Source organism: Paenibacillus jilunlii (assembly GCF_900102965.1).
Lineage (GTDB): Bacteria > Bacillota > Bacilli > Paenibacillales > Paenibacillaceae > Paenibacillus_AQ > Paenibacillus_AQ jilunlii.
This window is the reverse complement of sequence record NZ_FNGM01000004.1, coordinates 259,875-283,531: the sequence shown is the minus strand read 5'-3', so window position 1 is coordinate 283,531 and position 23,657 is coordinate 259,875. Positions and strand designations below refer to the sequence as shown.

18 protein-coding genes are annotated in these 23,657 nt (G+C 46.9%); 7 read left to right on the top strand and 11 right to left on the bottom strand.

Features of this window, described 5'->3' with window-relative positions; all coding sequences use genetic code 11:
• Window positions 1-279: 279 nt before the first annotated feature.
• From BLQ82_RS10635 to BLQ82_RS10615, 5 genes are all read right to left on the bottom strand, one after another.
• On the bottom strand, window positions 280-891 hold the full coding sequence (locus BLQ82_RS10635) for a hypothetical protein (protein WP_025703017.1): 612 nt from the start codon (window positions 889-891) through the stop codon (window positions 280-282).
• A gap of 107 nt (window positions 892-998) precedes the next feature.
• Window positions 999-2,048, bottom strand: a complete 1,050-nt coding sequence (locus tag BLQ82_RS10630) for a hypothetical protein (RefSeq protein ID WP_062525507.1) — start codon at window positions 2,046-2,048, stop codon at window positions 999-1,001.
• Between the two features lie 23 nt (window positions 2,049-2,071).
• A complete protein-coding gene (locus tag BLQ82_RS10625) occupies window positions 2,072-2,995 on the bottom strand; it encodes a hypothetical protein (RefSeq protein ID WP_062525509.1) in 924 nt (307 codons plus the stop codon).
• Window positions 2,996-3,248: 253 nt separating this feature from the next.
• A complete protein-coding gene (locus BLQ82_RS10620; protein ID WP_082722755.1) occupies window positions 3,249-6,329 on the bottom strand; it encodes a family 43 glycosylhydrolase in 3,081 nt (1,026 codons plus the stop codon).
• A gap of 270 nt (window positions 6,330-6,599) precedes the next feature.
• On the bottom strand, window positions 6,600-8,363 hold the full coding sequence (locus BLQ82_RS10615) for a glycoside hydrolase family 2 protein (protein ID WP_143013398.1): 1,764 nt from the start codon (window positions 8,361-8,363) through the stop codon (window positions 6,600-6,602).
• 150 nt (window positions 8,364-8,513) lie between these two features.
• On the opposite strand from BLQ82_RS10615, the gene BLQ82_RS10610 reads away from it, so the two are divergent.
• Window positions 8,514-9,419 carry an ArsR/SmtB family transcription factor gene (locus tag BLQ82_RS10610; RefSeq protein WP_062525513.1) on the top strand — a complete coding sequence of 302 codons (906 nt, stop codon included), beginning with the start codon at window positions 8,514-8,516 and terminating at the stop codon, window positions 9,417-9,419.
• Window positions 9,420-9,444: 25 nt separating this feature from the next.
• Here BLQ82_RS10610 and BLQ82_RS10605 read toward each other — a convergent pair whose 3' ends face one another.
• The 4 genes from BLQ82_RS10605 to BLQ82_RS10590 form a co-directional block, all read right to left on the bottom strand.
• Window positions 9,445-10,887, bottom strand: coding sequence for a response regulator transcription factor (locus BLQ82_RS10605; RefSeq protein ID WP_062525515.1), 1,443 nt, complete (start codon window positions 10,885-10,887; stop codon window positions 9,445-9,447).
• Between the two features lie 120 nt (window positions 10,888-11,007).
• Window positions 11,008-12,612, bottom strand: coding sequence for an extracellular solute-binding protein (locus tag BLQ82_RS10600; protein ID WP_062525634.1), 1,605 nt, complete (start codon window positions 12,610-12,612; stop codon window positions 11,008-11,010).
• Window positions 12,613-12,737: 125 nt separating this feature from the next.
• Entirely contained in the window at window positions 12,738-13,634 is an 897-nt protein-coding gene (locus tag BLQ82_RS10595) for a carbohydrate ABC transporter permease (RefSeq protein WP_062525517.1), read from the bottom strand.
• A complete protein-coding gene (locus BLQ82_RS10590) occupies window positions 13,628-14,578 on the bottom strand; it encodes an ABC transporter permease (RefSeq protein ID WP_062525518.1) in 951 nt (316 codons plus the stop codon). The genes BLQ82_RS10595 and BLQ82_RS10590 overlap by 7 nt, the downstream gene beginning before the upstream one ends.
• A 251-nt stretch (window positions 14,579-14,829) precedes the next feature.
• On the opposite strand from BLQ82_RS10590, the gene BLQ82_RS10585 reads away from it, so the two are divergent.
• The 5 genes from BLQ82_RS10585 to BLQ82_RS10565 all read left to right on the top strand — a co-directional run bounded on the left by BLQ82_RS10585 (window position 14,830) and on the right by BLQ82_RS10565 (window position 19,742).
• Window positions 14,830-15,525 carry a response regulator transcription factor gene (locus BLQ82_RS10585; protein ID WP_062525520.1) on the top strand — a complete coding sequence of 232 codons (696 nt, stop codon included), beginning with the start codon at window positions 14,830-14,832 and terminating at the stop codon, window positions 15,523-15,525.
• A gap of 1 nt (window position 15,526) precedes the next feature.
• Entirely contained in the window at window positions 15,527-16,582 is a 1,056-nt protein-coding gene (locus tag BLQ82_RS10580; protein ID WP_062525522.1) for a HAMP domain-containing sensor histidine kinase, read from the top strand.
• A 216-nt stretch (window positions 16,583-16,798) separates the two neighbouring features.
• Window positions 16,799-17,959 carry an alpha/beta hydrolase gene (locus tag BLQ82_RS10575; protein ID WP_062525523.1) on the top strand — a complete coding sequence of 387 codons (1,161 nt, stop codon included), beginning with the start codon at window positions 16,799-16,801 and terminating at the stop codon, window positions 17,957-17,959.
• 116 nt (window positions 17,960-18,075) lie between these two features.
• Window positions 18,076-19,026, top strand: a complete 951-nt coding sequence (locus BLQ82_RS10570) for an ABC transporter ATP-binding protein (protein WP_062525525.1) — start codon at window positions 18,076-18,078, stop codon at window positions 19,024-19,026.
• Entirely contained in the window at window positions 19,026-19,742 is a 717-nt protein-coding gene (locus BLQ82_RS10565) for an ABC transporter permease (RefSeq protein WP_062525527.1), read from the top strand. The genes BLQ82_RS10570 and BLQ82_RS10565 overlap by 1 nt, the downstream gene beginning before the upstream one ends.
• Before the next feature lie 551 nt (window positions 19,743-20,293).
• On the opposite strand, the gene sigK is transcribed toward BLQ82_RS10565, so the two are convergent.
• Window positions 20,294-20,995 (bottom strand): RNA polymerase sporulation sigma factor SigK, encoded by a 702-nt coding sequence (sigK, locus tag BLQ82_RS10555; protein ID WP_062525531.1) that lies wholly within the window; start codon window positions 20,993-20,995, stop codon window positions 20,294-20,296.
• Between the two features lie 129 nt (window positions 20,996-21,124).
• Window positions 21,125-22,696 carry a PucR family transcriptional regulator gene (locus BLQ82_RS10550; RefSeq protein ID WP_062525533.1) on the bottom strand — a complete coding sequence of 524 codons (1,572 nt, stop codon included), beginning with the start codon at window positions 22,694-22,696 and terminating at the stop codon, window positions 21,125-21,127.
• Between the two features lie 128 nt (window positions 22,697-22,824).
• On the opposite strand from BLQ82_RS10550, the gene BLQ82_RS10545 reads away from it, so the two are divergent.
• A complete protein-coding gene (locus tag BLQ82_RS10545) occupies window positions 22,825-23,592 on the top strand; it encodes an SDR family NAD(P)-dependent oxidoreductase (protein WP_062525535.1) in 768 nt (255 codons plus the stop codon).
• The last annotated feature ends 65 nt before the right edge of the window (window positions 23,593-23,657 follow it).

Genomic DNA, 23,657 nt, shown 5'->3' with positions numbered 1-23,657 from the left:
CAAGTTGCTTAGTATAAAAAACAAAAAGCAACTCATCTGCAGACGAGTCGCTTTCTAAGCGTATTGTTAATAAGATACCGAACTCTATTCTTGAAACATAGCTCATCTTCGTGCCCTTGTTCAGACGGTGGCTCTCGATGGCTTTGATGAGGCCGATGGAGATCAGATCCTCCGAGTTATACTAACGGCAAATTGCAAGGTCCATTCCCGAGCTCCATCTCTGATCCAAACCCCTTAAGAGGTAATCCGGTCGGTATTTACACGTTCCGGGAACTTAGATTAATTAGCAACTTGCCGAGAGACTTTGAACGAGCACATTCCCTCTTCCGACATATGCAGACTGTAGGTAATATTCCCGATTTTAGCAGTCCTCCAGCTAGCCTGTTTAGGATCTAATCTTGGGGTGTGGTCAAACAAAGCGGTCACTTCTTGGTGTTCCTTTATTGTGGCATCAGGTGAAAATATCGATAATAGCGTTTCTATGGTCAATGCTATTTCTACTCCCCCATCACCCTCAATGCCATTTTTCTTCATATCATCTAATGTTTCTTGCGGATAGTACATATATTTTTGCTGATATACGATGTTTCTCAAGCTTTTATCCACATTCATTACAGCGGTCATCGAACCATATCCTCCAAGACTGGCCTGTAACTTAATTACTCCAGACTTCTTTAGGATTGTATAGGATTCAATCGGTCCAAGCTTGGAATTCTTATTGTATTGATTGATAAAAGCGTTCGCACTGCTGTATATGTGTGATTCCGTCTGGATCACCTTTGGGGATGCTTTTGCCGTAGCGATTGCCAAGGGATGAGGATGCTTAAGTGTAGCTGCAACAATAGTAGTGCCGATTATAATTGTTATCACCTTCAACCATTTGTTCTTCATGCTTAACTTCTCCTTTGTGGTCTATAATAAATGAATTTTAATAGGAAAATAATGTAAAAAATCATCTTCGCTCTTCCTATTATAAAGAAACTTTGGACTTCTTTCAATTACGAAAATGTTGAAGTGTTTTGCTTGGAAGAAGGGGTGAAGGCACTAATATTTTCAATTAAAGAGTGCATCATCGCTAATTCGATGTTTTTTAATTTCATTATATTTTCAATTATAGCTTCGTATTTTTTATAAATTCCTTTCTCAGCGATACAATGGTTACAGTAAAGAACTAAGTTTCTAAGCTTAAAGGCTTCATTGATTAACAGGTCTGATTCCTTTTTTACGGTGGGACTGTTTGTAAAGGCAGCAGCTAATGATAACAGCTTTTTATGTTCATACAGCAAATGGAACGGATGAATGGCAAAGGGTTGCCCAACCATATTATTTTTCTGTTTTTCCAGCATTTCTGTCATAATATCATATATTTCTAAGCCAAGATATCTGTTATCTTTTCTTAGGATAGTTCGAACATTGTTACTCATCCCAATATATTCTTTTAGAATATCCAATAAATCCTCTGGGGAAAAGTTTAGTACTGTTTCATAGTAGAATTCATTTGGTTCTTTATATTGGTTTGTTTTTTCAATTGCCCATACGCCATTTAAATAATCTGTGGACCACTCATTTTGAAAAGCTGAATCTCTTTTGAGTGTTATTTCACTAAAGGGAATCCATTTTTCCCCATATACCCCATTCCAAAAATCATGACATAGGAATTCTTTCCTGGACAAGTCAAAACCCGAGATAAACACCTCATGTGATCCTCCATCAGCAAGCTCTCTAATAAAGTATATATAGTTTTCGTTATTAATTAATTCCACTAAAAAATCATGAAAACTCCATTTCCCAAGAATCATTTCTTTTTGATAGACTCTGGTAATTAACATAGGACACGTTGCTAATTTGAATTTATGCCAAGGATAATATTGGGAACAAAAATCTAATCCATACCCTCCTTTTTCATCATGATGAAGAATTACCAATAAATAGTTATGAAAAATCCAGCTAAGCGACCGCTGATCCAAATCTAGTATTGAAAACAAATTTGCATGATGTGGGTAGGTCGTAATTAAAGGCTTATTTAAATTTAATATCTTTTTATTCATAACGGATGCTCCTCGTATCATTGTCATTTGAAAAGTCTTTCTAGAATCGCTAACTCTTTTGAGCGGATTTGGTTATTGCCGCAGATGATCCGATCAACGATTTTATGGTCTTTAGTGACTAAGTATTTTAATGCGAAGTTTAATTGAATAAGGCTTTGATTAACGATTTCAATGTAGTCATCGTACTTTCTCTCTTTATCAAGATGACCATTTTCCCTCATATAATCCAACCGGTCCAGCATGCACTTTTTATGACTCCACAACAAATGGAAGTCCCGTATATCCAACGTATTACGCTCGCTATATCTAATAATTTTATTATTCCAAAAAGAGTAGACATCAGAGGCGTCATGGATGCAATTCAAACGGTAATTCATGTAGCTGCTCATGGACTTCATTACAAACTCCAGGTCAAAATTGTAATCAATCTCAGTTACGCTTATTTTGTTAATTCCAAGATAAGAATCAGGCTTAAAATGGGCATAGGCCCTTGAGATTTCCAGAAAAGTACACTCTGTTGTCTGGTAGGCTCCCCGTCTGAAATTATCGGCAATATAGATGAGCTCTTGAGAACGATTATAGCCAAAGATCAGTGTTTCATGAAAAAAAGGGCTCTTTGTCCTTTTAGCGTTCGGTATTTGCGATTGATCCAGTGTAAGATCCAAATAGCAGCCAGCATCAATACAATCGATTACGAAATGAACAAAGCTGTCCCACTCCAGTTGAATTTGCTCTCTTGTTAATTTCTCAATGCTGAGCCACGGACATGAACCAAACAATGTTGGATGTTCGGCAAAAAAAATGGTGTCATCCTCAATTTTCAAATCAACAAAGTTGTTATAAAACCAGTTCATCGAGTCCTTGCAGCTCCCAATCATTGAAAAAATATTAGCGTAGGGCGGATAAGTCGTAATATAAGGTGTCGATATAGACAATTTTTTGCTCATATCCCACTCTCCCTTACAGTAATCACATATTTTTTTCAAAATAAAAAGCAATCTCCCGGAATATTACATTATCTCTCCTATTAAAAATATAGTATACAAGGTTTCACTTGGAAGCATTTTTTATCACTCGCTATGGTCACTAATCCCTGATTGAAGCTCAGCCCATTTTGAATCATCAATGATTTCACCTAATAAAAGAGAAAAAAGGCAACTTATCCGCAGACAAGTCGCCTTCTGATCACCTTAGCTCACCTCATTTCAAGATAACCATAGCTTTGAAATCATCAAAGTCGATGGAAGCATTGGCGTAGCCGTCGACGCCAAACAGCTGTCCGGTGAGCTTATCGCCGCCTGTGTGGCGGAATTTGTAATCAATAGCCACTGGAACATCGTCTATGTAGACGGTGTACGTCTTGGCATCCCAGTTGGCCACGATTTTAACTTTGTACCATATATTGTTTGCGACGTTTAGAACTGCCTTCTTGGTACCGCCATCCTGCACGATTATTTTTCCCGTATCAAAAGCCGTCACCATCGAATAATTGCCCGTACCGCTGTCATTTCGAATCATGGCACCATTGGCGTACTGGAAGCTGCTGTTTAATCTGGCGCGATATTCGATGACGATACGCTGATCCGCCTCAGCCTTTACCTCGCCCGTATAGGGTAAGAACAGGTTTGCTTTGCCCGAAGCAGCAGTTGTGGTCAGCCGCAGGAATTTATTCCCGTCCTCTTCTTGTACGGTGGCGGAAGCGCCATTGGTCAGACCTTCGGTGATAATGCCGTAAGGATATTTGCCCGCCGTATCGCCGGAGAAATCCCGGTAAGCGTTATAGAGCACGCCATCCTGTATGTTGTTAAGCGAACCTAACAGGGCTGCTTCCGCCCCAGCAAGTTTATCCAGCTCCCTGTCAAACTGTTCTTTACTCAGTTCTGCATTTCCGGCCATCTTCTCCGCTTTATCCACCTCGGCTACGAAGGCATCATACTTGGATTGATTATAGTTGCCTAGTTCATCGCCCAAAGGATATGAGAAATTGGCCAGCTGGTTGCGGAGCTGATTCACAATGTCGTCAAGACCCCAGCCCGGAATCACTTCTACGGTAATAGTGGAAGGAATATTACGGCCACCCAGTTTCAGGGTGACAGGTACCTGAACCGTGCCAAGAGAGCTGAAGTCAAGTCCCGCCAGCTCCCAGCTGACGATTTTTGCCTTCTTCGACTTACTATTGTAGACAACATCAACAACGCTGGGCAGCTTAGGGGTGACTCCAGAAGGAGTCTTCACCGTTGAAACAACCTTAACCGCATCCGAAGCAGCAATTACCGTCAAGTGGAATGCCGCTTTCTTGCCGCTATATTCGGCTGTAATCAGCGTTGTGCCTGGTTTGACCGCATATACCGATCGGGTGACCGAATCAGAATCAATCCGGGCCACCCCGGGATTGCTGCTGGTATACTGAGCAGCAGCTGTCACATTCTGCACTTTATAGTTGTTATAGCGTGCTGTCACCTGCAGGGGTCGGCTAGTCTGCCCGCTGGTCAGGATGCCGGCCAATCCGCTCATGACAACAGACTGCACAGATTCAGGCTCAGCAATAACGGTAACGTTGGCCGAGGTCATTTTACCGTTATAGGTTGCGGTGATTGTGGTACTGCCCGCCCCGACAGCCTTAACCTGAGTCCCTCCGTCAATAACGGCAACCTTCGGGTTGGAAGAACTGAAGAATGCTCCTGTGTCAACAGCGGTATAAGTAGTGCCTGTTACCGTATACAGGGGCAAATTGCGGGTTTCACCCAACCCCAGCGTGTATCCCGGTAATTCGAATAAAATTTCCGATGTATCCAGCTTGAATATATCCATGCTGTCGATCTCGGCAAAGTTGTTCCCCTTCCAGAAGCGGAGGATATTGTCGCCTTCCTTCAGATAGACTTTCGCCGTGGAGGCCCCCCAACGATTCAGACCGGAATAGACGATGTTCAAGTTTGCGCCGGAGCTTCCGTTGACCGACAGGATATGGGAGGCTTCCGCCGCATTGGGTGAGCCGTTGGCATTGCGCACGGACATCATATAGAATCCCGCCTCTGGCACGTTTACTGTAAACTGGGCATAATCATTGGCATTATTGATGTTGGCGATCTTCATCCCGCCTGAAGCGCTGCTTTCCCGCCGGACAGCCGGAGAAGTTTCACCGTTCGGATCTTTCACCAGCAGCGCTTCTTCCGCTTCATAACGTTGTCGCACCGGCTCGCCGGATGGCTTGGCAACCGGTTTGTTCGGATCGGCGGGCTCTCCCAGGTTCGGCGTATTGTCTTCGTTCCAGGTGAATTTCTGCGCGTGGACTTTGCGGGTCCAGCCTGATCCCGGCCAGCGGGCAGCGTGGTAGATGATCCAGTCTTCCGCGCCGTCAGGAGACGCAACAATGCTGTGGTGACCCGGCCCGTAAACGCCATTAGCACTGGAGAAGATCGGCCGGTCCTGTTTTACCCAGGAGGCGGGATTCATCAAATCATCGCCAATCTGGGCTGTAATCAGCCCGAGGCAGTAACTGTCTGTCCAGCTTCCGTTAGCGGAATAGACCAGATTGATGGTATCGCCCTTTATAGTGACTTGGGGGCCTTCATTGATCCTGCCCGGAGATGTTTCCCAATCATGGTCAGGCGTCGAGATCAATACCCGTTCCGAGCTGATAGTCCGTGGATCACTCATCTTTGCAATATATAGATTCTGGAAGCTTCCGTCCGTTTCTTCCCAGCCGGACCATATGAAATAATGCTGCCCGTTTACAGTCAGCACAGTACCATCGATCGCCCAACGGTCGGTGGAATCGGTAATCTTCCCTTTAAATGCCCAGGTTCCTGTCATCGGATTTTCATTGGCGTTCTCCAGCACGTACATACGGTGGTTGGCGTTGGCTCCGTTATCAGCCGCGAAGTAAATATACCATTTGAATTTGCCATCGGTATCCTGGACATAGTGCATTTCAGGCGCCCAGACATTGGAGCTGTACATCGTACCGTTAACCGGTGTCCAGGCTAGGCTTCTCTCGCCCGCATCAATGCCGGAGATGGTCTTCGCTCTGCGGATCATGATGCCGCTGGCATTGACAAAGACGTTGTAGTAATAGCCGTCTGTGTGCTTGTAAACCCAAGGATCGGCTCCTACCTGCATGATCACATTGTAGAAATCCGCCACATTCTTTCCCTCCCATAGTAGCGACGAATCGGGCGTATCCGGCATCGGCTCTGCCGCTACAGCCGGTCCGCTCCATTGCGGCAGCATCAGCAGCACCGCGAGACAAATCAGCAGATACCTGAATCTTTTCTTGACCATTTTCAGTCCTCCCTGGAATCATGTCATTATGTTTTCCTGCGACGCCTATGGCCTCTCTTAGATGACGTCTACGGGTCGCATAAAACCGCTTTCATTTTTTTCATCTCCCTGTTCTATTGATTTTTCCAGCCGTTGTCCTCATTCTACCTCCGGAAGAAAATTCAAAAAATGTACTATCTTAAATTGTTTTTGTAACCGTTTTAGAAAAAAAGGACACAATCCCCAATGAAAGGATGTGTCCTGAACTTTCCGGCAGTGCCATCTATTCCCCTATCTCGACTGCCCGGCAACAATTTGTTTAATATGTTCTAACGGAACCTTGGGGGCCCGGTCATAGGTCAGCAGGCCGTTGATCTCCTGTTCCACATCGGTCAGCTGAGTATAACAGATACCTTGGACATGAGGCGATTGCAGCAGCGGTTCGATCACGTCGGCCAGCTTAGCCAGGAAATCCTCATCGTTGTCTGCACCGGAATAGCCCCAACCCTCCCAATCGCTTTTTTTATAGGCTATACCCCCGAACTCCGTCACCAGAACCGGCTGGCCCGCATATGCGGTTCCCCCAACAAACAGCTCCCTGCGGTGCGGCTTTCCAACTAGCGTCCGCTCCAAGGTGCTGTAGCGCTCCGTTAAGTCCTCCCGCCTCCACTCATAGTCATGGATGGTAACCAGATCCGTGGTCATCTGCTCCCAACCGTCATTGGAGATAACCAGCCTGCTGTCATCGAGGGATTTGGTCAGAAAATACATCGCCATGGCGTGCCGCTGCTGCCGCTTATCGATTAAGATGTTCGGCACCCCCCAGCTTTCGTTAAGGGGAACCCACACCACCAGAGACGGATGGTTGTAATCCCGCTCCACGGCCTCCTGCCATTCCGCCGTTACCCTCCGCACATATTCCTCCGAATACGCATAAGCATTAGCCATCTCGCCCCATACCAGATAACCCAGCCGGTCCGCCCAGTAAAGGTAACGCGGATCCTCTATCTTCTGGTGCTTGCGCGCGCCGTTGAAGCCCATTTGTTTGGCCAGCTCAATGTCCCGTTTCAAATCCTCGTCGCTGGGCGCCGTCAGAATCCCCTCCGGAAAATATCCCTGATCCAGCACCAGCCGCATAAAATAAATCCGGTTGTTCAGCATCAGCTTGCCGGCTTCCACCGCGATTTTGCGCATGCCGAAGTAGCTTTCTGCCTTATCCACTTGGGTACCGTCCACGAAGAGTGTAACGGTGACTTCATACAGATTGGGATGCTCCGGAGACCACCAGCGGCCCAGGCCATGATCATTAAAATCATGGAGACCGATGGTACGGGTTTCCTCCGCATGGTCAATAGACAAGGTTGTAACCGCCCGGTATTCATCCTTGAAGCGGATTTCGATGCGGGCTTCCGCCTTGCAGCCTGCAGGAGCCCGATTCAAAAACGTGCGGATCTGGATTTCATTGCGGTCAATATCCGGCTTGAATTTCAGCTTCCTGATATAGTACTCCGACACTGGCTCCAGCCAGACTGTCTGCCAGATTCCGGTTGTCCTGGTGTAGAAGATGGAAGCCGAGTCCTCCTTCCAATACTGCTTCCCCCGTGGCAGGGTTACATCTCGGCTGAAGTCTTCCGCGCGCACTACCAAAAAATTCTCTCCGGCTTGCAGAGCCGGCGTAATATCCGTCTGAAACGGCGTATGGCCGCCTTCGTGATAGGCCACCTGCCTGTTGTTAACCCAGACCGTAGCCTGGTAATCTACTGCGCCGAAGTGCAGGATGACCCGCTGGCCTGCCCATTCCGCCGGAACCGTAAAGCTGCGCTTGTACCACACCAGATCGTGGAAGCCTGTATCTCCGATACCGCTCAATTTACTCTGATACGTGAAGGGGACCTGAATCCGGCGGCTAAAGGCGTGATTCCCGCTGCTCCATTCCGCGGCGTCGCCGATCCGCTCATCGTCAAATTCAAACTCCCAGGTTCCATTCAGATGCTGCCATTCTGTTCTTACAAATTGAGGCCGTGGATACTCCGTCCGCAGGGCGGTTTGTGTCATGGTTGACATCCCTTTCAATTAGATAATGTACAGATTAACTTCATCACATTTCAGTTAATATAATAAGCACAGTTTTCCATTATGTCAACATTCAAGTTGATTTGTTAACTTTTAAGTTATATAATCAAAACAGTCAGGAGAGTGGAAATAATGAAGGTGGATGTAACAACAGCCAATATGCGGATTTTGGAGTGTTTTTCATCGGATACCCGGGTGCGCATGATCGAGCTAATGAATGAGAAACCCTATAATATCGGGGAATTGGCGGAAGCCCTTGGGCTCTCCTCAGCCATTATCACCAAGCATATTCTGAAGCTGGAGGAAGCCGGCATTGTGGCCACAGAGAATTTGGCGGGCAAACGGGGCACCCAAAAGCGCTGCACACTGAAGCTTGACCAGCTGACATTGGTGCTGCGGTCAAGCACTGCGGAGGAGCAGCCGGACCAAAACCAATTAACCGTGGATTTGCCCGTCGGGCAGTATTCTGCATACGAAGTCCGCCCAACGTGCGGATTAGCTTCGCCGGAGAAGCTGATCGGCATGTTGGACGATCCTCGTTACTTCGATGACCCCGGGCATACGAAGGCTGAGCTTCTGTGGTTCGCCAGCGGCTTTGTGGAATACCGGATTCCCAACTATCTGGTGGGGAACCAGAGCGCTTCGGCCCTGTCAATATCCCTGGAAATATGCTCAGAAGCCCCTAAGTATAACGACAATTGGCCGTCGGACATCACATTCTCCGTCAACGGCATGGACCTGGCCACCTGGACCTGCCCGGGAGACTTTGGGAGCAGGCGGGGTCAGTATACCCCGTCCTGGTGGGTGGATACCCAATACGGATTGCACAAAACCTTGTCCATCACCGACAACGGCACCTTTATCGATGGCGTCCAGTTCTCCGGCACCCGCATCGGCCAATTGAATATCCGGGCGGGGCAGGAGCTGCGCTTCCGCATTTCCTGTCCGGAAACCGCGGCCCACTGTGGAGGTGTCAGCCTTTTCGGCAAAGGGTTCGGCAACTATCCGCAGGATATCCGGGTAACCATTACGTTGTAGTGGTCTGCCGGCTGCTCCGTTTATATTAACTTTTTCTGAATTTGGTGGGCGTAATTCCGCAATGCTTCTTGAACACTTTATTGAAGTAATAATAATCCACATAGCCGGCCTTAATGGCAATTTGCTCAATAGACAGATCAGTATGTTTCAGCAGCTCACGGGCTTTCTTGATTCTGAGCTCCGACACATATTCAGAGAAGGTTTTGCCCAGATTTTTTTTGAATAATTGACAGCAATACACCTGATTGATGAAGAATTGGGCGGATAAATCCTTCAAGTACAATTTCTGCTCAAAGTGCTGGTTGATATAGGCTATCATCCTGTTGAAGCAGGACAGGATGTCCCCTTCCTGCAAAGAGCGGCTGTTCTCCTGCCTGATAGAGGCCAGGACCTCATGCAGAAAGCTGCACAGAGACTCAAAGTGTTCAAAACGCTCCTTGATCTCGGAATAATTCAGGAATTCCAGTTCCATATCCTTCAATTCCCCGGGATAAGCGTTTATAAGGATTCCGGCTGCCTGATTCCACAAGTAGACAACTTCAGACATACCCAGATGATGATCCCTGAAGTATTCCTGCAGCCCTATAATGAACACATCCATGTCATCAGATTGATTTCCCTGGATGATACGGTAGATCTCATCGATGCATGGCTTCACCAGATGAAGCTTCGGCTCGTAGTGAACGACGCCCCCGGCTTCCTCCAGAAATACCTGGGAAGCGGACATGTCCGCTTCTTTAATCAGCTTGCTCATATGCTTAAGCTGGCTGGAGATGCTGCTGATGCCCACAGCATTTATGCCAGTATTCTCCAAATCCCATTCATCCCAATATCCCTCTAAGCAAGCCCTATGCTCCGACATCAGAACAACCAGCATTTTTCTGGTTCCGGCTTCAACCTCCACAGCATGAATGGGCTTTCCCTTGAAAGACAGCAGGGTATTGAAATCCTTGTTCTCGCCCTCGAAATCGACCGCAAGCACCCGGTAATAACATACAGCCGCGCAATCGGAATACGGCAATAAGCGTTTTATCTCGTCCTGATCTGCCGAGGTCAGCGCATCCAGAAGGATTTGATTGCGTGCTTCGCTTCTCCGGGAGAAGTGCATGGCCAACTTCATAATGAACTGATCAGCCATATCAATATCCAAAGGCTTCAGGAAATAATCCAGCGCGCCGTAGCGCAGCGCTTCCTGAGCATATTCAAATTCCGCATATCCGCTTACGATGACAAACTCAGTGTCCAGCCCATGTGTCTTGGCCCTCTTCATCAGATCCAGCCCGGAAATGTCCGGCATACGGATATCTGTAAATACCAGATCTGGTTTATCCGCTCTTATGGCATCCCAGGCATTGTAAGCGCTTTTAAATTGACCGACGATTTCAAACCCATACTTATCCCAATCAAAGGCGTTGCAGATTCCTTTAATTGCCCACGCTTCATCATCTACAATCATGACCTTATACACGGGTATCCTCCTGAATATATGGAATCTCCGAATAATAGCAAAACTATCATGGAATAGCAATGAAATACGGATAAACCACGGTGAAGAATAATCAATGGTTTATCCGTATATTACGATGGGTTACTTATTCTTGGCTTGGACTTCTCTGTAGTTCTTCACATTCTCATCTTGAACAGCCTGGCCGCCGGCGTCCATATATTCTTTCACCAGCTTGTCGTATAAGGCGTCGAACTCTGCCGGCTTGGCAACGATCAATCTGTCAATCATTTGCTTGTTCATGTCGCCCAGGGTTTTGCCGTACTTGATATTGGCTTCGTTCGGTACGCCATAGTTGAAGCTGGAATAGCCGTCCGTTGTATTGATTTTATAGGAATCGGTAGCCAGCTTCTCGTAACTCTTGTCCCCGGCTGCCAGCGCTGCGGCATATGTTCTGACATTCTTTTCGGTATCGCCCAGCTCAGCGCCATTTACAATCGGCGTATAATCCATATTCAAATTGCTCGTTTGCATTTTTTCGCCGGTCTGTGCAATCCCGTGCGGGATGCCGTCTACCAGCTTGTGGTTAACGCCTTCTTCACCGAACTGCAGGAAGAACATCACTTCCGGGTCAGCCATCCAGTTCAGATATTTCATCGCCAGCTCCGCGTTCTTGCTGCTTTTGGGAATGAAGGAGAATATTCCATTCTCATTATATACCTCTTTGAGGTATTTGCCTTCGTCATTTTTGAAGGTATCAACCGGAACATAGTTGGCATCCGGCACATTTTGCTTCAGCGGCTCACGGATTTTTTGCGACAGCGGATAATCCCAGTTGGCAGCGTAGAAGCCTACCTTGCCGTTGGTCACATCGGCATCCGCTTGCTTGGTTGTTTTGTCCAGCGCAAAGTCGGGGCTGATCAGCTTTTCATTATACAGTTTGTTCAGCCATTTGAATGCATCCTTGTGGCCGGGCTTCAGCCAGTTGGTGGTGGTAACGAATTCCTCCTCCGTCATCGGACCCCAGAAGGATTGAACAAGATTACCAAAGGTGTAGTTCATGCCGGCAGCAGCTGTTGCCCACGGAATGACATTATCCACATTGCCGGGGTTCTTGTCACGGAAGGCAACAAGCGTATCGTACAATTCGTCCTTATTAGTTGGAACAGGCATTCCCAGCTTATCCAGCCAATCCTTGCGGATAAACATACCATTCCAGGCAAGCAGAGTCCGCTTGCCCGGGATTGAGACTTGTTTGCCCTCATATTTCCCGTAGGAAAGCACTTTTTCGCCCAGATAAGACTTCAATTGCTGCCCATGCTCCTCCAGCAGTTCATCAAGAGTATAAATGCCCTTGCTTTTGGCATAGCGGGTTACTGTAGTACCGTCATAGGTGAAGGAAATATCCGGTGCTTCGCCGGCAGCCATCAACACATTCAGCTTGTCGATTTCCTGCGAACGGGGTACAGAAACATATTCTACAATGGCGTTATTGGGCTTTCCGAATTTTTCATTGACATATTTGGTCCACATGTTGTTGTTCAAATCCGGCTGTCCCTGGACACCTCTGTCAAACACTTCCACAGTCAAGGTAACAGGCGGACCGGAAGCAGCTGCTGATTCAGTTGCCGCAGTCTGAGATGCCCCCTCGCCGCTATTCTTGCCAGAATTCCCACAACCTGCTGCTGCAATAGCCAGAAGCGCTGTACTGCACAGAATTGCTATTCTCTTCTTTTTACCTGTATTCATTGTATGCCTCCCTTTCAAGTCGAATATCTTGCCAATCATCCGCGCTGCAAATCCCTTGTAGCTATACATCCATCATCCACCGGAACGGGTATGCTCCACCCCCTTTAGCTTGATCTGTTTGCCCATCAGCCCTTGATCGCTCCGGTCATTACACCATCTACGAAATACTTCTGCAGCTTAGGATAGATCAACAAAATCGGGAGGGTCGTAAACATAACGCTGGCCGCTTTCAGAGACTCAGGCACAATGTAGGAGCCGATACTTCCTTCTCCCCCTTGCTGGCTATCCAGCTGCTGATTGGCCGATATGATCTGGTACAGCTTCATCTGCATAGGATACAGCTCTTTTTTCGTAATGTAGAACAGCGCATCCTGGAATCCGTTCCATCTGTCCACCGCATAGAAGAGGCTTAATGTGGCGATCGAAGGCAACGAGAGTGGCAGCACAATCTTAAGGAGAATGCCCAGATCCGAACATCCGTCAATGGCAGCCGATTCCTCCAGGCTCTCCGGAAGATTGGTGAAAAAGGTCTTCAGGATGATCATATTAAACACGCTCATGGCACCCGGCAAAACCAGGCTCCACACCGTATTCATCATTCCCAGGTTTTTAACCAGAATATAGGAGGGAATCAAACCGCCGCTGAAATACATGGTGAAGACCAACGCTGTCAAAATAAAGCTTCTTCCCATCAGCCGCTTCTTCGTTAACGGATACGCTGCACAAATGGTCAGGAACATACATACCCCAGTGTAAAAAATCGTAAGTACAATACTGTATCCAAGCGTATAAAGCATATCCATGTCGCTCAAGATGGTTTTGTACGTTTCTGCTGTGAATTCTACTGGCCATAGCCCTACTTTTTGGGCAATAATCGCTTCGTTGGAGCTAAAAGAAAGCGCAATCATATATAGGAACGGAACAATACATGTAAAGGACAATGCTACAATAAATACGATAATCACAACATCCGCCACATTCATTTTTTTCTTTTTGCCCTTCTGGTTCACCATCCTCACCATATCCCATCCTCACCTAATTTTTTGGCGATAAAGTTGGCAGAGAGCAGCAGGACCAGGCCAACCACGGATTGGAATAATCCGACTGCTGTTGCCTGGGAGAAATCTCCCGAACTAATACCAACTCTGTACACAAAGGTACTGATAACATCGGAGTATTCGTTAACCAGTGAATTCCCCATCACGAACGGGCGGTCGAACCCGATGGATACCATTCGGCCAATTTGGAGAATCAGCAAAATATTAATCGTCGACTTGATACCGGGCAGTGTAATATGCCACATTTGGCGAAGCCTGCTGCAGCCGTCAATATCGGAGGCCTCATACAATTCCTTATTGATTCCGGTAATGGCCGCCAGATAGATGATAGTGCCCCATCCGATATTTTGCCATACGCCAACGGAGATATAGGTAATCAACCAAGGTGTTTTCTGTGACAGAAACTCAATCTTATCAAGTCCGAAACCCGCCAGGAAATTGTTGATCATGCCGCTGTTAGAAAACATCAAATAGACCATACCGCCGATGATCACCCAGGACAAAAAGTGGGGCAGATACAACACGGTCTGGGTCACTTTCTTGAATGCTGCCTGCCTCACTTCGTTGAGCAGAATTGCCAGCAGAATGGGCGCCGGGAATCCCGCGATCAAATCCAGAACATTCAGGACCAGCGTATTCTTCAATGCCCGGTAGAAGCTGTCCTGCTCGAAAATAAACCGGAACACATCCAGTCCAACCCATTCGCTTCCCTTAATGCCTTCAAAAATGTTGTAATCCTGGAATGCCATAACCAGACCATAGATGGGGGCATACTTGAATATCAGGATATACCCGATTGGCAGCAGCAAAAGAAAATATAACAGACTGTCTCTTTTGATATTGTGCAGAAAATGATTTTTCTTTTTTGTTGCGGCGTACTCTCGGGAGCTGTCTAAAACCGCTTTCATAATTCTCATCCCTCCGACTGTATTAAGGAGCTCTCATATTTTTCATTTTACCTTCAGGAGAAAATAAAAAAATGTACTCCCTTAAATTAATTTTGTAATAACTTAAAAAAGTAGAAACTAAGGTACAAAAAAGCCCAGTGTCCAGACCGAAACGGCAGACTACGCCCCCTTCTCCCGAGTGGAGGATTGCATCAACCAGATTAAGGAATTATTATTTATATCAGGTCTGTTTGCTTCTGGGAGGTAGTCAAATGTCAAAAACGATATTAGTTGTAGACGATGATGAAGAAATCGTAAAACTTATCACCAAGAGTTTAAGGTACGAGCAATTTACAGTAATCCCGGCATGTTCCGGGAAAGAAGCCTTATCTGCTGTGGATGATAACCACATTGATTTCGTCGTTCTGGATATAGTGATGCCTGATATGAATGGGCTTGATGTCTGCAGAAGTATCCGGACATCTTATAATGTTCCCATCCTGTTTTTAAGTGCGCGTGATCAGGACATTGATAAAATCGTCGGTCTCGAAATAGGAGCAGACGATTATATGACCAAACCTTTCAGTATTCAGGAGCTGGCCTCCAGGATCAAGGCCCATTTCCGAAAATTGGACAGGCTGCATAAAGAGTGGGATGAACTTAGTCCCAGTAACGAAAAGGCGGATGCTCCGCTCATTTTGAATGATAAAACGTTTGAGGCCTTCCTGCACAGCCGGAAGCTCGACTTATCCACAAAAGAATTTCAAATTTTGTCTATTCTTATGCGTCACCCCAATCAGGTATTGAGCCGTGAGCAGATCTATGAGAAGGTCTGGGGAGACGAATACGGAGAGATCAATACCGTAACGGTCCATATCAAAAATATCCGCAAGAAGCTGGGTACTGAACATAACTTTATTAAAACCATTTGGGGCATAGGCTATAAATATACGGAAAGAGAGCAATAGGATGAAACTGAAAATAAAACTCCCTCTTTTATTCCTGCTGATGCTTCTAATTCTTATGTTTTCCATTGGAATGTACTTGAAGTTTGTCTTTGCAGTATATTCCCCTATAAGCAGTACCTTGCTGGACTCACGATATATAGCATTGCTGCTGCCCATATTTGCCATCGCTTGTTGTATATTTTTTATTCTGATCATCTATATTTATTTTTTCATAGAGAAGCCCATTCGGCGTCTGAATACCCGGCTGGGAGAAGTAAATGTTGTCCATCCCCTGCCTCCGCTGGCTTTGAGGAGTAATGACGAGATCGGAGAGCTTTATAAGCACTTCAATAAGATGGAGCATAGGCTTCAACTCGCCCACAGAGAACAAACCGATATGATTGCAGCCATCGCCCACGATTTGAAAACACCCCTTACCTCTATTAACGGTTTCACTGAACTGCTGGCTACACACAAGGACTTACCCGAAACTGAAAAGCAGGAATATTATGAATTGATTCAACGGAAATCAGCATATATGGTTGAACTCATCAATGATTTCTCCAGCTTTACCAAAGAAAAACTGGAGCTCGAATCCATGGTGGCCACACCTGTAAAGGCAACAGAATTATTCGAAGAAATTGCTTTTGAATATGAGTACGAGCTGGCTGGACTTGACATCGAACTGACCTGCCGCCATTCATTCACGGACAGTATACGGCTAATGGTCAATGAACCGATGATCCGCCGGGTGTTCGGTAACCTCTTTAGCAATGCTGTAAGATATGGAGGGAAGAATAAGCTGAAGGTGTATATGACCGGATACCTGCGGGAGCATTATGCCTATTTCCAAATTGAGGATAACGGAATTGGCGTGCCGGATAAGGAACTTTCTTCTCTCTTCCTTAAATTTTTCACGGTGGATCAATCGCGGCAGATCCAAAAGGGCGGACTGGGACTGGGGCTGGCAAGCTGTAAATCTATTATTGAACATCACGGGGGAGAAATTGTTGCCTACCCTTCCGAATATGGCGGTTTGGGAATTAGATTCAGCCTTCCCCTGGCGGTACACCGCTGATTAAATATTTGCACTTCTTCTTCAACAACAAAGCTCCAGGCTGCAGCCGGGTGTGAACCCAGGTTACAGCCTTTTTTTGTTTTTTAGCAGTTTATAGTTTTTTATTTTCTCTTTATACATATTTATTTTTCTTTTAAAGAAGCTTCATCTTTGGATGTGAAAATAAGTTGTAGCAAAAAACTACAATCACTGGAACTTGAAAAGGAGGAAGTCGAAATGTCAATTGAGTTCAGCCGCTGGCCTAATAACTACATGATGTCATACCAGGTTACCAAAGCTTTGGGTATGGCAAGCCTTGGTGCTACGGACGTCACTGAAATCTATGAGGCCTGCAAAAAAATCGACCCCGATGACAAGGCTACGTGGCACAGAGAATGGCTCATCACCGCTCAGGCACTGGAAAGACACGGCAAGGAGGCAGAAACGGCCGGAAACTGGTATACCGCACGGAACTGCTACATTCGTGCCTGCAATTACTACAGAATCGCAGAGTATGCAGTGATGGATGATGACAATGAGAAAATCCGTATCTTTAAAAAGGTGAATGAACTTTTCGAGGCTGCCGGAACATACTTCGAGGTCCGTCCGGAGAAGATTGAGGTCGATTACGAGGATGTCAAGCTGGATGGATACTTCTTCTCCCCTTCCTGGATAGAAGGTCCAAAGCCGACCGTATTTGCACTTAACGGTGGTGACGAGTGGTCCATTGAAAACTATTTCTGGCTGGGTCCTGCCTTCATTTCGTGTGGATATAACTTTTTGGTCTATGACCAGCCCGGCACCGGCCTCTCGATGTACGAAAAGGGGAAGGGGAGACGGGCGGACAGCGAGGCCTTTCATTCCCGGGCCATCGACTTCCTTCTAACCCGGCCGGAAGTCGATCCGGATAAGATTATCGTGCACGGGGAGAGCTTTGCGGCTTACGACTCCCTGCGGTTCGCTTCGTTCGATCACCGGATTGCTGCCGTCATCTCCGACGGCGGTACGCATGCCTTTGACTGGAAAGCCATGCTTTCATGGATGCCGCCAAGTCTGGCCGCACACGGCATGAGAATTCTCGGGGCAGAAAGCCTGGAGGATTTTGCGGGGAATCCGCGTTTTGCCTATGATCTTGAGGGTGTACTTCACCAGATCGAATGTCCGCTGCTTGTCATGCATGGAGCGGAAGAGATATTGGTTCAGCCCAATCCGCTGACACAAGCCTTGAAGAATTACGAGCAGGCCGGTTCGCCTAACAAGACATTCTATGCGATAGAGGATAGACGGCTTGGCGGATTAGAACACTGTCAGGTAGATAACATCAACGTGCTGCATGAGGTAGCACTGAATTGGCTCTGCTCCATTGGGCTTGGGCCAGCCGCGCCCCGCCAATCTTAGATTGTCATAACATCATCAAGCAGTAGATTTATTGAAACATTTTCGATGGAGCTTGTTCAGGAATGTTGTCCTTAGATTCCTGTATAAGCTCTCTCTTTATGGAGGAGTTAAAGGTTATGCGAATTTTATCAAAGAAAAAAATCGGCAGCACGCCTGCTATACAAATTGACGGAGTGCATAAAAGGTTTGGCGACTATACCGTATTAAATAATCTTTCGCTGGAGGTGAACCGAGGAGAGATCTTTGGATTCCTGGGACTGAATGGCGCCGGGAAGACAACGACCATCAAGATGCTTCTGGCGATGCTGAGGCCAACCTCCGGTAAGCTCTATATGTTAGGTGAAAAGGTTGATGCCGGAAATTATAAATTATGGAGCAAGGTCGGATATTTGGAGGAGGCTACTTTTTATCCAGATCTGAGTGTAACGGAGAATCTTGACATCGCAAGACGCATGCAAGGGATGCCGGACAAAGATGCCGTACATCAGGTGATCTATAAGCTGGGACTGGAGCCGCACAAAAAGAAAAAAGCAAAGCATCTCTCATTAGGAAACAAACAGCGCCTGGGACTTGCAAAAGCGATGATTCACAATCCGGAAATTCTAATATTGGATGAGCCGATCAATGGCCTTGATCCCGCAGGCGTGGCAGAGATACGGAATATGTTATATAATCTGGCGAAAAATTTCGGCGTAACTGTTTTTATATCCAGCCATCTGTTAGAGGAGCTCTCGAAGGTGTCCACACGCATTGGGATTATTCACGGCGGCCAGCTTGTTCAAGAAGTCGCAATGGACAAGCTGGAGCAATCCTTACAGAAAAGCTTAGTGGTGAATGGCCGGAACAAGCCTGCCTTGAAGAAGGTGCTTGAAGAGCATGGCTATGCCTTTGAGGATACCCTGGACGGCTATATTAAACTAACCGATGAGCACGGGGCAGATCATCCTGAACGGCTGGCCGAACTGCTCGTTCAAAGCAATCAGCCGCCAACATCGCTTCGAGTGGTTACGGAGGATTTGGAAGGATATTTTCTCCGCACCATTGGGATCACCAGGGGGATTAAATAATGAATATTTTATCTGTTTTACATTGTGAGATTCGCAAGATTATCCGCTCCAATGTGTTTTGGATAATGTTTCTTGTTTTAGGCTTCGGGCCCATCATGATGGGCGTCGGAAATGTTTTATCCAGTGACGCCGGCGGTATCCACTGGGAACAGTATTTAACCGGATTGCTTGATACGCTTGCCCCGCTGGGACTTATCGGGTACACCTTTATCGCGGCATGGGTATTCGGACGGGAGTTTTCGGATAGAACCATTAAAGATTTGCTGGCAAAGCCCATTTCCAGAGCAAAAATTGTATTGTCCAAATTCATTGTCATTTTAGCATGGTGCCTGTTACTTTCCATCTATATGTTTGCCGTAGGTTTTGCCGTGGGGGCGATCCTGGGCGCCCAAGGCGGGTCCGCTGCATTCATTTGGAGTTTGTTCTTTAAGTTCCTTATCACCTCGCTATTGTACATTTTCGTTACCGCACCAAGCATTCTTTTGGCTAATGTGACCAAGGGCTACCTGGCACCCCTGGGGCTCATCCTGATCATCGTCATTCTTTCCAATGTGTTGGCCTCTTTTGGATTTGCCCCCTATTTCCCATGGACCATCCCGTCGGTATTTCAAAGCACCGGTTCTCTACAGTTGAGCAGTATAGTCATTCTTGCGTATACGGGGATAATCGGAATAGCCGGAACCTTTGCCTGGTGGAGATATGCGGAGCAGCCATAAACAGGGGAAGTAACACCTGAACTGTGACCCGTAAGATGGAAACTTTGAAAAAAGTGACCCTCTTACGGGTCACAGTTCATGATGGGAGAATGGCTGCTCTTTTGACCTTTTGCGGTTTTGAAAATGAGAAGGGTCTGTCTCTACTTGTAGAAAGGTTGCAGGCTAATGAGACGCAAGCAACCTTTGAAAAAGTGATCATGGAGTATGGGGATACAGATTTCCACCTATCAAATCTTTAGCCTCCCGCCTTCTAATATCTGACTTTCTAAATTTTATTAAAATACTTTTCTGAATACCATTCCACTACCTGCGCCCTTTCCTTCTCATGTATCTTTACGAGTTGATTTAGCACGAATTACTCTCTGATATGGACCTTGATGCTTTTCGTGTTTTTCATACGTATGTAACAATTGAACATGGGATCATATATTTCTTTGTAGCTCATTGTATAAAATTCTCCTTCGTATTGTATTCTTCATGATTTAATCAAACTCATAACCTGCGTATTTAGAATAAAAGCAACTTATCCGCAGACAAGTTGCTTTCAGAAGTTATCGCTTCGCCTTATAAAACTCATGATACAGCTTCATGAGCGCCCTCTTCTCGATCCGCGACACGTAACTCCGCGAGATGCCCAGCTCCTTCGCAATCTCCCGCTGCGTCCGCTCCTCCCCGCCGGTGTCCAGCCCAAAGCGCCCAACCACCACTTCCTTTTCCCGGTCATCCAGAATGTCGAGATTGCGGTAGATTTTGCTCTTCTCGATCTTCAGATCGACTTCTTTAACAATATCATCTGCGTCCGAGCCAAGAATATCGATCAGTGTGATCTCGTTGCCTTCCTTGTCCGTCCCGATTGGATCATGCAGGGATACGTCCTTTTTGGTCTTTTTAAGCGATCTCAAATGCATGAGGATTTCATTCTCGATACAACGGGCAGCAAAAGTGGCGAGCTTCGTCCCTTTGTTCGGGCGGTAGCTCTCGATGGCTTTGATCAGGCCGATGGTGCCGATGGAGATCAGGTCCTCCATGTCTTCGCCGGTGTTATCGAATTTTTTTACTATGTGGGCGACCAAGCGCAAGTTGTGTTCAATTAACAAGTTACGAGCCTTAGCGTCTCCCTCCGCCATCCTCCCTAAGTATTTGCTTTCATCCTGTTCGGAGAGCGGTTGGGGAAAAGCATTGTTCCTTACGTAAGATACCAGCAGTGTCAGTTCTTTGATCAGCAGCGCTATCGTGCTTATTATTCCCGGCAACTTGGCGACACCTCCCGCACATGTACAATGAAACCGATCTGTAGTATGAACTACGGGTTCATGGTCCTTTTATTGTATGTGGGTCATCGCCTAGAAGTGCCTGTACAGGGGAACTTATTTCTTCATCATCTATCCGCTTGTGCATTTTCCTGCTTCCCTCAATCTATCGAGGTAGGCGGTCATTTTATAGGACATATATAATTTAAGAACGTTATCAATATTGTCTAAATCAACATGGATCAATTCACTGATCTGCTGCAGACGGTACCGCAGGGTGTTGCGGTGGATGAACAGCTCGACTGCGGTTTTTTGCAGCTGCCGGTTGTTCTTCAGATAGATAAAAAGGGTATGGTACAGGTCAGCATGGTGCTTCCCGTCATATTCCCGCAAAGTAAGCAGCGCCGGATGGCATACGTCCCTGTAATCACTTTGTGTATAGGCAGACAACATGTCATACAGCTGCACATCGGAGTATACAATCACCGGATCGGCAGGCAGGGCAATCAGGCCGATTTCCAGCGCTTTGACCGCCTGCAGATAATATTTGCGGCAATCCGCAATGTCGCTGAATTCACTGCTGATTCCCAGGCGAATCTGATTCGAGATCAGGAATTCATGCATGTCGGGGCCACATTCTATTCTCGCTCCCCTAGGCTCCCGGTCCCTGATACTGACAATGTGCCCATTATAAAAGATCTGTCGTTCCGCGGTAAAAAGCGTACGGATCCGGTCCCGTAAATACCCGTTGTATTTGCCGGAAGCATCATACCGCGCAATATCCAGCACCAGCACGGACAGCCTGCCGTTCAGCTTGATATTACCGCTCCGGAGCCTCTCTTGGACAAGTTCTTTGCCGCTCAGTTGATTCTCCAGCAGATCGTAGATCAGCTCATCATACACGGCATGCGTAGAATTCCGGTAAAAGCTGTTCTTCTGCAGTTCCGCCGCCACCATCTCACCGGCAAAAGCGGCCAGATCACGGTCCCTTGGACGGATAGGCCGTTCTGTACCCAGCAAAATAAGATTGCCGACAGGCTTGTCCCCGATTTTAATCTTTGCCACCACTTTCGCAGCAGCACTGCCGCTGCAGAACACTTCATACGGTTCCTCGGACTTTGCACCGTTTTGTACGCTTTTCATCTTTTGGACGGTGGCTATAAAATCATAAGAGCAGTAGCCCTTCTGCAGATTATCTCTCCAGACCGGATCGGTTACTTCGCTGTCCGAACAGGCCAGCACTTTATAGCTTATATCAATGACGATTACCGGATTACCCAGTATATCCGCCGCCACCGATACGATATGCTCCATCCCTTTTCCGGCCGCAAAAGCTTTGAGCAGCTTGGCCTTCGCCTGCTCGGTTTCCGCTTGTTCCAGAAACAGCTCCCTGGTCTGATTGTAGATCTCAAAGATATCTGCTCCCGCTGTAAACTCAATCATATTCGGGCTGCTCTCCACATCCTCAACTACAGGAAGCTCTGCGTCATTAATCAGCATCAGGCTGGCATTCTCCATATTAGCGGCATTACCCGGGAGCATGGAGCTCTTGCCCACATAGATAAATCCGGGCGCAAAGGAGGTTAGACTCTTCGTAATCAGTTTGGCATCACAGTAAACTTCATCCTCTGATCTCTTGTTCCGATGAACATGCACCGCTTGCTTCCCAAAATGCCTGCTCAGTTGCTCAAAGCTAATACTCATCGCCCTCACCCTCTGTTTATTATAGTGCGGGCTGCACAATGATTCCAATTATTTTTATATTTTCCATATATATAATCATTAATAGGTCTATGTTACATTGAAGCTGACGATGAATAAGGAGGGTTACCATGAATAATCTGTTTGATTTAAGCGGCAAAGTGGCTGTTGTAACCGGCGCAGCTGGCGGGATTGGCGCAGAATTGGCTAAGGCGTTCGCCGCACAGGGCGCGGATGTGGCCCTTCTGGATCTAAGGCCGGACAAGCTGGCACAAACGGCCAGGGAGATAGAAACCGCAGGCCGCCAGACCCTGTCACTGAGATGCGATGTCATCCGGGAGGATGAGATTGAGGCTGCGGTCCAGGATATTTTACAGCATTGGGGCAAAATCGATATTCTGGTGAACAATGCCGGGGTCGCCTCCGCCGGTTCGGTGGAGGAGCTGGAAGAGCGTGAATGGGACCGGGTGATCGACACCAACCTAAAAAGCATATTTCTTATGTCCAAGCATGTCATTAAGCCCATGAAGGATAGAAGCTATGGCCGGATTATCAACATGGCCTCCATCTGCGGCATGATCGGCAGCAAGTCATTTCCGCTTCATGCCTATAATGCCTCCAAAGGCGCGGTTTTGAGCATGACCCGGGGCATGGGGGCTTCCTTGGCTCCGTATGGCATAACTGTGAATGCCATTGGTCCCAGCCTATTCCGCACGGAAATGACTGAACGCGCCCTGTATCAGGACAGTTTTCTCCAGTTGTACAATGCGCAGTGTCCCCTCGGCCGGCCCGGCAATCCGGAGGAATTGAACGGTGCAGCCATCTATTTTGCCTCGGACGCTTCCAGCTACACGACTGGCCAGACATTGTATGTGGACGGGGGCTGGACTTCGGTTTGATACAGATGAGTAACACGATCAAAAACCCTACAACTCTTGTGGTTGCAGGGTTTGATTGTGTTCTT

Coding starts and splice junctions, on each gene's coding strand:
- BLQ82_RS10635 (WP_025703017.1), bottom strand. CDS start 891: ATGAAGAACAAATGGTTGAAGGTGATAACAATTATAATCGGCACTACT.
- BLQ82_RS10630 (WP_062525507.1), bottom strand. CDS start 2,048: ATGAATAAAAAGATATTAAATTTAAATAAGCCTTTAATTACGACCTAC.
- BLQ82_RS10625 (WP_062525509.1), bottom strand. CDS start 2,995: ATGAGCAAAAAATTGTCTATATCGACACCTTATATTACGACTTATCCG.
- BLQ82_RS10620 (WP_082722755.1), bottom strand. CDS start 6,329: ATGGTCAAGAAAAGATTCAGGTATCTGCTGATTTGTCTCGCGGTGCTG.
- BLQ82_RS10615 (WP_143013398.1), bottom strand. CDS start 8,363: ATGACACAAACCGCCCTGCGGACGGAGTATCCACGGCCTCAATTTGTA.
- BLQ82_RS10610 (WP_062525513.1), top strand. CDS start 8,514: ATGAAGGTGGATGTAACAACAGCCAATATGCGGATTTTGGAGTGTTTT.
- BLQ82_RS10600 (WP_062525634.1), bottom strand. CDS start 12,612: ATGAATACAGGTAAAAAGAAGAGAATAGCAATTCTGTGCAGTACAGCG.
- BLQ82_RS10595 (WP_062525517.1), bottom strand. CDS start 13,634: ATGGTGAGGATGGTGAACCAGAAGGGCAAAAAGAAAAAAATGAATGTG.
- BLQ82_RS10590 (WP_062525518.1), bottom strand. CDS start 14,578: ATGAAAGCGGTTTTAGACAGCTCCCGAGAGTACGCCGCAACAAAAAAG.
- BLQ82_RS10585 (WP_062525520.1), top strand. CDS start 14,830: ATGTCAAAAACGATATTAGTTGTAGACGATGATGAAGAAATCGTAAAA.
- BLQ82_RS10580 (WP_062525522.1), top strand. CDS start 15,527: ATGAAACTGAAAATAAAACTCCCTCTTTTATTCCTGCTGATGCTTCTA.
- BLQ82_RS10575 (WP_062525523.1), top strand. CDS start 16,799: ATGTCAATTGAGTTCAGCCGCTGGCCTAATAACTACATGATGTCATAC.
- BLQ82_RS10570 (WP_062525525.1), top strand. CDS start 18,076: ATGCGAATTTTATCAAAGAAAAAAATCGGCAGCACGCCTGCTATACAA.
- BLQ82_RS10565 (WP_062525527.1), top strand. CDS start 19,026: ATGAATATTTTATCTGTTTTACATTGTGAGATTCGCAAGATTATCCGC.
- BLQ82_RS10550 (WP_062525533.1), bottom strand. CDS start 22,696: ATGAGTATTAGCTTTGAGCAACTGAGCAGGCATTTTGGGAAGCAAGCG.
- BLQ82_RS10545 (WP_062525535.1), top strand. CDS start 22,825: ATGAATAATCTGTTTGATTTAAGCGGCAAAGTGGCTGTTGTAACCGGC.